Origin of the sequence: Granulicella sp. L60 (assembly GCF_009765825.1) — a bacterium.
Lineage (GTDB): Bacteria > Acidobacteriota > Terriglobia > Terriglobales > Acidobacteriaceae > Edaphobacter.
The window spans coordinates 477512-491240 of sequence record NZ_LMUR01000010.1; the positions used below are offsets into that span (position 1 = coordinate 477512).

At 53.2% G+C, this 13729-nt stretch carries 6 protein-coding genes; 3 read left to right on the top strand and 3 right to left on the bottom strand.

Annotation, left to right across the window (positions count from 1 at the left end; genetic code table 11):
- Positions 1 to 58 precede the first annotated feature (58 nt).
- From GSQ82_RS05220 to GSQ82_RS05230, 3 genes are all read right to left on the bottom strand, one after another.
- Positions 59 to 1582 (bottom strand): PD40 domain-containing protein, encoded by a 1524-nt coding sequence (locus GSQ82_RS05220; RefSeq protein WP_158790939.1) that lies wholly within the window; start codon positions 1580 to 1582, stop codon positions 59 to 61.
- Positions 1583 to 1675: 93 nt separating this feature from the next.
- Positions 1676 to 2584: a sugar phosphate isomerase/epimerase gene (locus GSQ82_RS05225; RefSeq protein ID WP_158790940.1), complete on the bottom strand. Its 909-nt coding sequence runs from the start codon at positions 2582 to 2584 to the stop codon at positions 1676 to 1678.
- A gap of 286 nt (positions 2585 to 2870) precedes the next feature.
- A complete protein-coding gene (locus GSQ82_RS05230; RefSeq protein WP_256370043.1) occupies positions 2871 to 6368 on the bottom strand; it encodes a TonB-dependent receptor in 3498 nt (1165 codons plus the stop codon).
- Between the two features lie 1125 nt (positions 6369 to 7493).
- Between GSQ82_RS05230 and GSQ82_RS05235 the strand changes: the two genes are divergently transcribed.
- The 3 genes from GSQ82_RS05235 (at position 7494) to GSQ82_RS05245 (ending at position 13639) form a co-directional block, all read left to right on the top strand.
- Positions 7494 to 7721, top strand: coding sequence for a hypothetical protein (locus GSQ82_RS05235; RefSeq protein ID WP_158790942.1), 228 nt, complete (start codon positions 7494 to 7496; stop codon positions 7719 to 7721).
- A gap of 911 nt (positions 7722 to 8632) precedes the next feature.
- Positions 8633 to 11866 (top strand): TonB-dependent receptor, encoded by a 3234-nt coding sequence (locus tag GSQ82_RS05240; RefSeq protein WP_158790943.1) that lies wholly within the window; start codon positions 8633 to 8635, stop codon positions 11864 to 11866.
- Positions 11867 to 12088: 222 nt separating this feature from the next.
- Entirely contained in the window at positions 12089 to 13639 is a 1551-nt protein-coding gene (locus GSQ82_RS05245; RefSeq protein WP_254061436.1) for a sialate O-acetylesterase, read from the top strand.
- The last annotated feature ends 90 nt before the right edge of the window (positions 13640 to 13729 follow it).

Below are 13729 nucleotides of genomic sequence, written 5' to 3' on the forward strand. Positions count from 1 at the left end.
TGATCACTTCTGATCGCACAGGCATCGTTTTGCTCCGGAAGCATGCGCTTTGCAGAGATTACTCGATCGGAACCTCCGGCTGAGCGATCAATTCATAGCTAACGAATGCCAGTTTCTTACTATCTGGAGACCAGGACGCTACGTTCATCGTTCCTTGACCGCCAAACAGTTTGGCCAGCACGTGCACCTTCTTGTCGCTCAGCGACATCAGTCGCAACTCCACATCTTGATTCGCCGGATGTCCCTGCACGCCCTTGTCATACGCGAGAAAAACCAACCACCGTCCGTCCGGCGAAATGTGCGAAAACCAGTCATTGCTTTCATCGGCTAGGACCTGTTCTTGCGCGCTGCCATCCGTGCGCATTCGCCAGATCTGCATGGTCCCTGACCGTCCGGAGTTGAAGTAAATGTACGCGCCATCTGGAGAGTACTCCGGCCCGTCATTCAACCCAGTCGCCTCTGTGAGGCGCCTCTCCTGTCCGCCCGTCACCGGAATCGCGTAGATATCGAACTTGCCATTCCGCTCTCTTGTAAATACCAGCGTACTTCCGTCCGGAGACCATCCATGAAAGTAAGACGGAGCTTTCGGCGTCACCTGCTGTGGCGTTCCACCTGCTATCGGCACCACATAGATATGCGATATCCTGTCGCCCGCTGATTGATCGCTGAGGGCGAGCCTGCTGCCATCAGGCGAGATCCCATGATCGTTATTGCACTGTGTCCTGTCTCCAGTCTGAACAAGCGCAGGATCATCGCCCCCGACAGCGAGACGTCGAATTGTTCCTTCCTGATTGAAGATCAAAAACGCGCCGTCCCGCGACCAGTTCGGCGCTTCGAAATGCTTCGGCGCTACGTAAGCGACGCGACGGTCAGTTGAAGCTACCGTCACCGTCTCCAGTGTGCTGTAGAGAACGGGCTCTCCTTTGCCGGGAGGTAAGGGAGTGAGCCGCACCTTCGAAAAGACCGCCGTCTCCGTGACGTCCTTGTCATGCGAGCAAACACCCAAACCCACATAAAAGTCACCGCCAAACTTCAGTTTGATCGAAGCACCCGCCGGTCGCAGCCTACCGTTTACATCCGCCACATAGGCATAAACATAGTCGCCTCGCTTCTCGATCCGCACGCGGGTAGGCGCAGAGAGGTTCGACTCCACCTCGTGCATGTCATCGCTCCTGCTCGTGCGGAACTGCAACGATGTCAACCCGTCGCCATGTCGCGCAATATCCACTGCCTGTGAGACACCATCCAAACTCTGACGAATCATCAGAACGGCCTTCCGGTGGTCGTTTCCCTTATTGCCCACGAACGCAATATCGGCGGACAGAGCGACATCGCCACTCATCTTCTTCCAGACAAAGTGGAAGTCATCCACACCGAACCACATGTTTTCCCCGCTGCCGCTTATCGTGTAGTTCTGCTGCCCGGCGTCATAGTGTGCACTACCCGGATGCAGCACCGTTCCAACATCGCTCTGTCCTTCAAAGATGCCGAGCGGTCCGTCAGCGATCGACGCATGCAAGAGGGCCGGCGAAGCTACCGCAAGCCAAAGTGAACAAAGGAGTGGAAATCTACGAAGATGCATTGAATGCTCCTTGGTATTTTGGAACGCGTTGTATTAGAGGCCATTAATAATGGCTTTCGGCGCAAAGTAAATACATAGCAACAAGTAGCAATCTCAAACACTAAAATTCTTCATATAATCCGCATCGATCTTCAACGCATCCATGGGTGGCCGGTCGAATGCCTCCTGCTCGACGAAGTAGTGCTTGATATTCGCTTTCTTGGCCGCGGCAAAGATCGGATGATAGTCAGCTGTGCCGAGTCCCAACTCGGCCGCTGGCGGAGGCTCTAAAACCGAGGCTGGCTTATCTGTCTTCTTGAAATCCTTAACGTGCAGCATCGAAATTCGTGCAGGATAGCGATTCAAGTAATCGACTGCGCTCCCACCTCCTACCATCACCCATCCGCAATCCAGTTCGATCGTAACCAGCGCCGGGTCGGTCAGTCGCAGCAGTTCATCGAACGGAACCACGGAATCTTGTGCACGAAACTCCATCGTATGGTTGTGGTAGCCGAACTGCATTCCGGCTTTCTTGATCTTCTCCCCCATATGATTGAACTCCTCCGCATTCCAGCGCCAGTCGTCTAGCGTGAATGACTGCACCTGCGTCGCCATGGATCTATCCTTCAGCCGTGAGGGATCTTTGATTCCAGGAAACGAACAGATGATGTAATGGACGCCGAGCTCCTGGTTGAAGGCCACGATCTTGTCGAAATCACGGTGCAGATCGTTATACGAGTAGTGAGCGCTCGGACAACGTAGTCCTGCATCATGCAGCGCCTGTTTCACCTCCACCACACTGTGATTGAAGTATCCTGCAGCCTCGACCTCGCCATACCCGAGCCCCGCGATCTGCTTCAGCGTGCCTGCATAGTCCTTCGGCAAAAGCTCGCGTACCGAATAAAGTTGCAGGCCTATCGGCAACCCAAACGGAGAGGCGTGTAGCTCCCGTTCGCGTGAAAATATAGTGCTATAGGCCAAAGAGGCGAAAGCAGATTGAATGAAATTGCGACGCGTCAACATTTGTGTGTCCTCTTTCGCATTGGTTCGGTTGGAACTGAGTCAGAATCGTCCTCGAATGCGATCAGCTACCTGCCAATCTTTCATCGATTTTGCTCATTCACCGTATCGTAGGGAGAGACGGGGCGTGTAATTATCTCCGTAGTCACTATCCTGGATAAAGCTTACAAGATACTTTCTCCGTACGATTGGCTCTGCTATTGCTTACAAAGGACATTGAGAGGAATCGTAGACAAACCATTCCTTGAAAAACCAGGAGTCCATACGGGCATCTCCTGGCTTTCTCAGGTTAGTAGATAAACTTCACCGCGAGCTGAATCTGTCTCGGGGTATTTGACTGTGATGTGATAACGCCGAAGTTGGCATCTGTCTGCCCCACGTCCGGCCCGCTGAATACTGGATGATTGAGCGCGTTGAATGCCTCGAGGCGAAGTTGGATGTTGTATCGGTCGTTGGCTCCGATGTAGTTGTTTTTGAAGATCGACATGTCTGCATCGACATAGCTTGGCACGCGCACATTCGGTAGTACGCGTGGAGCGTTGCCAAAGGTGAAAGGCGCCGGCTGAGTAAATAATGCGGTGTTGAACCACTTGGCAAGCGTAGGATGCGCGAGATGTGGGTCACCGGACGCCTCCGCGAGACGATTCGTGAAACCTAGTAAGCCGTCCGAGTTCTGAGCGCCGCCCAGCACAATAGGGGTTCCTGTGTTCCACTGAACAATCCCGTTTGTCTGCCATCCGGCGACAAGTTCATTTACCAGATGGTTTCCGTTGTTCAGGAAGAGTTTGCCGCGGCCAAAGGGAAGATCGTACACATAGGCAGCCGCGAACGTCCTGGAGATATCCTGCGATGAAAGACCAAACTCAGCCTTCGGATTGTACTGATTGACGTACGTTTGACTCGTCGGTCCCAGGTAGTTGACAACGCTTGCAGCGTTATCCATCAGCTTGGATGCGGTAAACGAGATGAGGACCGATAGCCCGTTCGACAACCGCTTATTAAGCTTGGCCGTAAACGCGTTGTAATGCGAGCCGGAGTCAGGTTTGCGGTAGCTCGAAACTCCGTTGTACTGTGGAAACGCCCGTAACAAGAAATTCATCGGGACGGTCGAAGATGCGAGTGGAGATCCTGGGGTGGTGATGATGCCAAAGAAGGGATTTGGCACGTTATTGATTAGTTGCGAACCGAGTGAGAGAAAGGACGGATTTACCTGCGAGAAAGGAACTCCCGGGTCACCGTTGATAAGGAAGTTCCCCCGATTGTAGAGATAACCTACCTCAATGACGGATTGCAAAGGCAGCGAGCGCTGAATGGTCAGGTTGCCCTGGATGGTGTAAGGATTTCTATAGGAATCGAAGAACGTATCGGAGATGCCTTCGCCCAGAAATGTTCCCGCACCGCCAGCGACCCCTTGTGGAAGATTGAAGCCGGTCGGGGCAGGGTTATCGAAGGTCGTGTTGACAGTCTGCTGATTGTTAAGAGTGAAGTTAAAGCCAGTCGAACTGGTAAACCCGTCCGTACCAGCGCCGCCACTTGTGCCTGCGGCCTGCAATGCGGAGGCCTGAAAGACCAGACCGTACCCGGCACGAATCACCGTCTTGTCGTCGGCGCTCCAAGCCAGGCCGATCCGAGGAGCAAAGTCTTTCCACTGAATTGGACCCTGGTGACGTCCGTACTTGCTGTTAGGCGTTCCTACAAAAACCATCTGGCCCATAAGGTTGGCGCAAGTGATGCATGCGCTAGCGGGAACGAGGCCCGCAAGTGGTGACGGAAGCGTCGGGTCAAAATAATCCAACTTGTTATGACGCTCTGTACGCGGCACTTCGACGTCCCATCGCAGGCCGACGTTGACAGTTAGGTTCTTCCTTATCTGGTAGTCATCCTGGATGTAGATGGCGTTGTACGCGCTTGCCGTTGCGAGTGACGTATCGTGAGTTATCTGGCCGCCGGTTCCGATCCCCAGAAGCATGGTCGCAAGCGGGTTGCCACCATTAACCGTCGGTTGGCCGGTGATGGCTGGTTCGTTCGGCACCTGGCTCTCGGTAAATGTGTTATCGATGTTGAACTGACCGGAAGGAAAACCAAATTGGTGAAAGTTCAGGAAAAGCTTGCGGAACTCTCCTCCCATCGTGATTGAATGTCCGTGCAGAACCTTCACGATGCTGGGATTGAAATCAAAAGCCGAAGGATTCTCCAACAATGGAACGTATCCGTTAGACCCAAGACTTGCATAGCCGTTTCCTACGGAGAAGTTCGGAAAGATTGCGGCATTCGCTGAAGCGGTTGCGACATATGAGCCAGGAAGATTGAGCGACGAAAGATTGAAGTTATCGCCGCCGAAGGCCGTACGGGTTACCGCCGAACGTGTAAATCCGGCGCGAAGATCCATCACAAGGCTAGACGACAGCGTAATCGCGTTGTCAAAAGAAGCGTTATACGCCGTGCTGGTAGAAGGGCCGTTGCCCCCTTGAGAAGCAGGCAGACTGGCGCCAGGATAGTCGGCAAAGGGCACCGACGGATTGTTAATATGGGAGAAGCGTACGAAGCTATGCCATCTCGGTCCGAAGTCATGATCAAGCCGCAGATCGAAGTGGTAATAGTTATTCACTGACGGACCTGTAACCACGTAGTTATTGGTTAGGCCGGTATTGGTAGGCAGCGGATAATAAGCGAAAGCAGCTAACGCGACAGCGCTAAGCCGAGCCTTCGGAATCACATTTAAAGCCCCGTTGCTCTGAAACTGGGTCCGGTAAAAACCGTTCGCTGCGGTTGCGGTATTAGGGTCGTAGATATTTGTAGGTAGGTCGCTGAAGTTACCTGGGTTGTTATGTTCGAACAGGGTCGGCACGGTGTCTGTCTCGGTGGTATTCGAAGACTGCTTCGAGTCTTCGAAGGCAAAGAAGAAGAACGTATTATTATGGCCGTTGAAGACATGAGGAATCCAAATCGGGCCGCCGATGGTGCCTCCATACTGGTACAGATGTGAATCTGGGACGGGTCCAGACGAGAAATAGTTCTTCGCGTACAAGGCATTCGTCTGCGTAAAGTCGAACAGTGTTCCGTGAAGCTGATTCGTACCAGAGCGAGTTACCAGACTGATGACGCCGCCTGAGAATCGGCCATACTGCGCAGGAAGCACGCTTGTTTGTACGCTAAATTCTTGCACCGAGTCGACGATCGGCGTCAACGCCGTCGAGTTATTCCCAACGTTATTCTCAGGCAGAATATTCGTTTGGCCATCAATCTGTTCTTCGTTATTGGCGTTTCGTGATCCTGCAATGTGCGGTGTCGAAGCGCCGCCCGTGGTATTGACGCCAGGAACAAGAACCTCTAGCGACGTTGGGTTTCGGCCGTTCAGCGGTAGATCGGAGATCTGCTGTGCCGTGACCACAGTATCGACGGTGGACGTGCTGGTCTCCAGTGGAGGCGTAGTCGTGCTGACCTCGACGTGGGCCGTCACCCTCGCGATCGACATATTGAAGTCGACAGAGCGACTGATGGAGACCTCCACAAGAATGTTCTCCTGTTTCTGGGTTGCGAATCCTTTCGCCGTTGCTACGGCGAAGTACGTCGCCGGCTGTACGAAGTTGATGATGTAACGACCTTCGTTATCTGACGTTGATGATTTTGTCTCGTTCGTCTGAACGTTGGTGATGGCGACGGTCGCTCCAGGCACCACTGCGCCTGACGTGTCGGATACCGTCCCACGAATAGTCCCAGTTGGGCTCTGTGCGAACCCTACATTAAGAAGAAGGAAAAAACAGGATACGAAGAGGATCTTTCTCATGTTGCCTCGCTTTGAGAGATTACGTTTACTTCAATTTGTTTTTTATTCATGGCAACAACAGAGCTTTTTGGTCCGCTCTCTCGCTTCTCTAAATGTTATCGATACCATTCGGAGCAAGCTTATATAAGATCCAATTCATGAGTGTCAATAAAAAATTGCCAATCGCTTTTCCTGCGCGTAATTCAACTAACTCTGCCACTCTCCTGCACTATCGGACATTCGCACTTCGAAGAATCCATCCTCAAACCGATCGCTGAGCAGGCGTGAGGAAGACGGCGACACAAACTGAGAGGGACGACACGGCAAAAGCCATGGCTAGAGAGTTGGTTGCAGATCCCTGAAACTTGACCCATCATTTCTATGTGCAATAACGACTGCCATTGAGCAGAATCCTGTAATCACCGGAGATGGCCATAGTGTTTGTGATCGCTGCTGTATCGTGGGTCACCCCATCTACCCTTCGTCTCGGAGTTCATCACGCTTACCCCGGCATCCCGAAATTGGCCAGCGCTGTAGATGCAGTCGACGCTTCAATTTCTCCGCGTGCAATCCGCCAGAGAGATGTCTAGGTCTCGATGTAGATAGTGGACAAGACTAAATATCTCCAGAATCGCAGCGAGTTGATTGTTGTGTGGAGGAGTTCGATAAAACAGCCTCTATGCATCCAACACCTTCGAGGTAAGTCGACGCCAGCGTAGAAATATACGGCGATCAGTTGCCGATTAATGCTTCGTGCTTGCCAGGGCACTAGATACCGGAGGGGCCGCGGGCTATATCGCTCGCTAATTATCCCTGAATCAGGAATACATTCACTTCATCGCCGCCAAAGCGAATCGCCTTAAAACGACCTTTAAGCTTTCCAACTTTGAACTCTGCTTGTCGTGCTGCGGAGAATATTGTGGAAGTTGGTTATAAAGCTCGGTTAGTGGCAGCGATAGCTTCGCGATCCAACGCAGTCATCGCGGGTACCACAAACAAGGAGACTGGATCTGCCGAGAGCTAATTCGGTGCTGGAGAATTGCAGAGACTCGACAACCTTAGATTCTTCAGCTTGCTTTGGTGGATGCGATTGGGTACAAGGGATGCGTTACAGCGGGAAGACCCCTGCTAGGAGATCGACTTCGAATGAAACGCTTGCTGGTAGCTCTCGCCGTCTTTTTTGTGCTTGTACAACCTGCGATCGGACGAGCACAGATTACAGCCTCTGTGATGCCGACAGCTGAACCAGTTAATACGCATGCGACGCCCGAGGCGCGCGCACTGCTACACGAACTCGACTCGATCTCCGGACGAGCGACGCTTACTGGACAGCATAACTTTCCGAATCAAGTCTCGCGCTGGACCCGCGCATAGTCTCACGCGAGATGGCGACAGGTCATTCCTAGCAGTTGGCTCTGGGGTGGGCGTGCGCTGACACGAGTGACTTGATTGTCTGAAGCAATCTCCGGAGGGTTCCGTATGCTTTTCTTTGAAGCGTAAGGTGCTGCCAGCGAGCAAGGTTGCCGGTGCCTTCGCTTCGTTGGAGTGGTTACGCGGACCTTTCGTGGCTGGGCAGGGGTTTGAGCGAATCTGCAGTGAAATTCGTCCCACCGCGAGGACTGCCCTCATCGAGATGATGTCTGCGCAAAACGTATGAGTCGCGATACATCGGTTCCAGCTTAGCCGCTAATGAAACTAATTGTTAGCGGCAGAGGTCCGGACGGACTGACTATAGAAAGTTCATGATCATTCAAGATTGGGATTATGAGAAAAGAAAGTAAGCGGATGATCAAATCTTTCGTATTCAAGTTTTCGCGTTAGTTGACAACTGTTGCTCGGCATCTCTATATTTTTTCAGACGCGATGATAACGATATCACGTTGACCGAATATTCAATTAGAGAAGCGAGAGGATGCATGGTCACTCATCTATCCAGCCTTGAACTATCACTCAATATCGCTCAAGTCATAGCTCACAGTTCGAGTCGAGATCAACTGGAGAAGTTTTGACAAGATGTCATCGTCGTTCCAAGGAAGAGTGAAAGCTCAATGAATCGTGTGTTTGCGACGGCATAGCTTTTGATTTCAGGCTGATCGGGTTCAATTCATGATTTTTTATCTGAGGTAAACGTTTCCGGTCAATAAATTTAGTCTTCAGCCGTATTAAAAACAGAATCACAACCAGAAATGCCAATGGTCTTGCATGGCGTTTCGAGATGTTGAGGCCCCGAAATGATAAAGATTCAAATAAGGAAGTTTTTTGTATTCAGCAGCTTTATCACTATTTTGCTGCTTGTATCAGACCTTGCCAAGGCTCAAAACATCACGGCAGACATTCTCGGAACAGTAACGGATAGTACTGGCGCCATCGTCCCAAATGCGGAAGTTGCGATTGAGAACTCTGGAACACACGAAACCCGAAAAACCGTCACTAATTCTGCGGGCGAATACACCTTCACGCTGTTGCCGATTGGCACCTACGGGCTGCGGATTTCGGCGCCAGGCTTTTCCATCTTTAGCGAGCCTACAATACCGGTCTCCGCAGGAGACCGACGGCGCATTGATGCAAGATTGCAGCTGGGCTCTTTGAATGAGCGCATCGTCGTAACTGACGCGCCACCCGTGCTCCAGACGGATGATTCAACCGTCGGCACTACCATCAGCGGAGATGCGGTTCAGAATCTTCCGACAAACGGACGAAACTTCATCAACCTCGCACAGCTCGTGCCCGGTGCAAATTCGGGAACAGCGAACTCCATCGCGAGCGGCTCGCGCCCTGACGATCGACGCGAAACCTCCGCGGTCTCCGTAAACGGCCAGAGCACGATGGTCAATACGGAGCAGATTGATGGGCTGGACAACAACGAGCGCATTATCGGCACCATCGGCATCCGCCCATCAATCGATGCAATTCAAGAGTTCCGCGTTGAGACAAACCAGTACACCGCGGAGGTAGGGCGGACCGCTGCAGCTGTCATCAACATTTTGACCAAGTCGGGCACAAACACCTTCCACGGCTCGGTGTATGAATTCCTGCGCAACGACAAGCTTGACGCGCGTGACTACTTCGCCACCACAGGCTCGAAGCCAGAGTTTCGCCAAAACCAATTTGGGGGCTCCATCGGCGGCCCGATCATTCGCGATAAGAGCTTCTTCTTCGCTGATTTTGAAGGGCTGCGCCGTGTGCAAGGCACGACCAGTACCGTTACTGTTCCTACCCTCTTCGAAGAACAAAATCCAGGAAACTTTTCCGATGCAGGTGGTCCGGTCTTGACGCAAGCTCAGCTCAATCCGATCGCGCTCAACTATTACAAGCTGTACCCAGCACCAAACAAAGCAGGCTTCTCAAACAACTTCGTGAGCTCTCCGAACGACACGCAGAACGCGGAACTGGCTGATATACGTTTCGACGAGCATTTCAATCAGAACAATCTCTTCTTTGTCCGCTACTCCATCAATAGAACCAACACGAACACTCCAGGACCTTTTCCTGCCGTCAATGGCATTCAACCGGGCGGCAATGTCTATGGTGAAGACGGGACGTCGAACCAGCAGGAGCAGAACGTCGCCCTCAATTTCGTTCACGTCTTTACGCCATCCGTCCTACTCGAGCTAAAAGCTGGTTACACCCGTATTAACAATGCTTCGTTGCCGCTGAACTTCGGTAACTCTGTTTCGTCGCAGTTCGGACTGACAGGGGCAAATTATGCGGATCCGACATCTCATTTCCTGACGCCCTTTGTGCCGAGCGGATATGGATCTGTAGGCGATGGCGAGTATCTGCCGCTGCAGGATCTTGATAATACCTTTCAATACAATGGCTCGCTCTCGGTCAACAAGGGCAACCACAGTATGAAGATAGGAGCTACGCTGATTCGGCGCCAGGCGACCAATATTCAGAGTGCATTTGCTGCCGGAGCTTTCACCTTCAATGACAACTTTGCGGCGAACCAAGTAGCCGCAGGTCTGTTGGCCCCGTGCAATAACCAACAGGCAGATACCTGCACTCTCATCTCCATGCTTCAAGGAACAGCTTTTTCGGCTCAGCGGAGCAATCAGTTGTTTCCCATCTCCTATCGCACGTGGGAGCCGAGCGTTTACTTCCAGGACAACTGGCATGCTCTGCCGTGGCTGACGCTGAATTTAGGCGTTCGTTACGACGTTTTCACGCCCTATACAGAAAAGCACAATCGGCTATCCAATCTCGACCCGGCGACCGGCACACTGATTCTCGCGGGCGTAAACGGCGTGAATGACGCGGCTGGTGTCAAAACCGACTACAGTAACTTGGCTCCTCGTTTCGGATTTGCGGCTACGCTGCCTCATAAGGCAGTTCTGCGCGGCGGCTTCGGAATAAGCTTCTTTCCAGACAACTATGGCACCTCGGGTGATCGGCAGAATCAGCCCTTCGTCTATAACTTTCAGCCCGCTCCCGAGTACAACATCTCGCAAGGCCTTCCCGTCCCGGTTCTCGACAACGGTCAAATCACAAACCCGCAGGGCGCCATTGCAAACGCTATGGACCTGAACTTCCGCAACGCTTACATGTACCAGACCAGTCTGACGTACGAACAGCAAATCGGTTCTAATGTACTCACCGTTACTTATGTCAGCGATATCGGCCGCCATCTGGCACAGTTCATTCCAAACATCGATGTGCCGCTACCCTCAGCGCAAGCCTACCAGGACAACTGTGCTCCAGCTGGCAGCAGTGCCTGCCTCGCGCTGCCGACGCTCCAATCAGTTCGTCCGTTCAACAACACATTGCCGAACATAACCAGCATCACGCAGACCTACAGCCATGGCGTCTCTTATTACAACGCCGCCGAGGTTGCCTTTCAGCGCCGCATTAATCGTGGGCTTACCTTCAATGTGAACTACACCCTCGCCCATATGTTGGACAACGCCGCGGATTTGAACCAGGACAATCAGGCGGGTTACGGCCTGATTCCCTCGCAGATCTCCACCTACGATTACGGCAACAGCGACGCAGATGTGCGAAACCGCCTCGCCGGCTCTTTCAACTACCAGCTCCCCTTCGGCCAGAGTCTGACTGGCTATAAGAGGATCATCGCTGGAGGATGGAGCACAAACGGCATTCTGGTCTGGCAGTCAGGTTTGCCCTTCACCGTGCAAAACAATGTGCCACAGATCAATACAGGCGCGGGAGATGACCGGCCCAACCTGATCGGAAATCCCACGCTGAGTCACCCAACCAACGCGCAGTACTTCAATGTGGCAGCCTTCCAACCGCAGGCGTTTGGAACCGCGGGTAGCGCACCGCGCAATCCGCTGCATGGACCGCACTATCGCCACTTTGACTTCTCAGCCTTCAAGCAGTTTCCAGTGCATGAGAATGTCCACCTGGAGTTCCGAACAGAGATCTTCAATCTAACCAACACGGCTAGTTTTGCCGTTCCGAACTCCGCCCTCGGTACGAACGGCGTAGGTTCGGTTAGTGGTGACGCACCGTATTACACCCCTCGAGAAATTCAGTTCGCCCTCAAGCTGCTTTTCTAAAGAACGGGTCATGTACTTCATTTCGATACTGCACCTCGCTGGCAAGCCGAGGTGCAGTGTTGCCATCATCCCTAACTAGTAAGCCGTGGAAATCTATGACAGGCCAAGTCGCTTGTGCTCGCGTGAAGGCGCGATGCGCGCTCACTGCCGCGTTGTAATCTGGACTCGATGAAAGCATCGCCGGTTCGAACGAAATGTCGTGCAGAAAGAGAGAATTCTCTGATGGGTAAACGCTTTCAATCTTCTATCGTTGGGTGGATGTTCTTCGCAGCCGTTGGCGCGTGCCAAGTATCCGCGGAGGTTCGTCTTCCTCAGATCATCAGCGATCACGCCGTCTTGCAGCGGCAGGTTCCAATTCACATCTGGGGTTGGGCCGCCTCTGAAGAGCGCGTTAGCGTAACCCTTCATTCGCAATCGCGATCAGTAAATGCAAATAGCTATGGTGAGTGGAGCGTGTGGCTTCAGCCGGAAGAGGCTGGCGGCCCTTACACCCTTACGGTGAATGGCACAGCGCCGAGCAGTCATCCGCTCATCTTCTCCGACATCCTCATTGGTGATGTGTGGCTCGCGTCCGGCCAATCGAATATGGAAATGCCACTGCGTGGGTTTCCTGGCTCCGCTGTTGTAAATAATGCCGAGACGGAGATAGCAGCTGCCAATCATCCACAGATCCGGCTGCTGCGGGTTGAGCATAAAGTCTCCGACATACCTGTCAATGATATTGGCAGCCACTGGACACTTTGCACGCCGCAGACTGCATCCGAATTTTCCGCAGTGGCTTATTTCTTCGGACGTGGAGTTAGCGACTCTGAGCACGTTCCCATCGGCCTCATCGACTCCACCTGGGGCGGCACTCCGATCGAGTCTTGGATGAGCCTCGATGCTCTTAGCAGTGATGCCTCGCTCATGCCGGCCTTCGCGACCCGCGCCCGTTTTGCCGACGAACAGACCCGGTTGGAGCAGGTTGAAGCGGCTGAAAAACGAGAGGACGAGGCCGCTTTACAGGCACATCAACCGAAGCCGAAACATCCCTGGCATCCCCTAGAAGGCTCCTGGTTGCCAGCAGGCCTTTATAACGGCATGATTGCGCCACTCACGCCCTACTCGCTGAAAGGATTCCTTTGGTACCAAGGCGAGACCAACAGCGCGCCAGAGCGGGCACCGCTTTATGCCAAACTGTTTCCCGCGATGATCGCTGACTGGCGAACCCAATGGCGACAGGGCAACCTGCCTTTTCTCTACGTCCAGATCTCTAGCTTTCATTCAGATGGAGAGATCTGGGGCGTGATCCGCGATGCGCAGAGACGTACACTGGCCGTTGCCAACACAGCCATGGCCGTCTCGCTAGACGTAGGCGATCCTGCCAACGTACATCCACCAGACAAGCAGACCGTAGGGGCACGTCTGGCACTGACTGCAAATGGGATGGTCTACCACCACGCCTCCAGCTACGCAGGGCCGCTCTTCCGCCAAGCGACAGCGGAGGCCCAAGGCATGCGTGTTTGGTTCGATAATGCTTCCGGCGGCCTTCACGTTGGTGGACTGTCACCGACCGGCGTTTCTTCATCGAGCAGCTTCCAGTCAGCCTTCGAGCTTGCGGGAGACGACCACCGATTCTATCCCGCTCATGCTGTGGTGCAAGACGAGACGGTACTCGTCACCAGCCCTGCAGTGCCCGATCCACGCTACGTTCGGTACGCCTGGGACAATGAATCTAGGGGCGGTCTGTACAACCAATCCGATCTGCCGGCCTCGACCTTCACTTCTGAGTAGTACCCACTATATTTTGCTGCAAAGGCGGTTGGAAGAAGGGGAGGCAGGACTTCAATTCCCGCACCACCGAAGTCCCCAGCGCCTCCTAAG

Coding starts and splice junctions, on each gene's coding strand:
- GSQ82_RS05220 (WP_158790939.1), bottom strand. CDS start 1,582: ATGCATCTTCGTAGATTTCCACTCCTTTGTTCACTTTGGCTTGCGGTA.
- GSQ82_RS05225 (WP_158790940.1), bottom strand. CDS start 2,584: ATGTTGACGCGTCGCAATTTCATTCAATCTGCTTTCGCCTCTTTGGCC.
- GSQ82_RS05230 (WP_256370043.1), bottom strand. CDS start 6,368: ATGAGAAAGATCCTCTTCGTATCCTGTTTTTTCCTTCTTCTTAATGTA.
- GSQ82_RS05235 (WP_158790942.1), top strand. CDS start 7,494: ATGAAACGCTTGCTGGTAGCTCTCGCCGTCTTTTTTGTGCTTGTACAA.
- GSQ82_RS05245 (WP_254061436.1), top strand. CDS start 12,089: ATGGGTAAACGCTTTCAATCTTCTATCGTTGGGTGGATGTTCTTCGCA.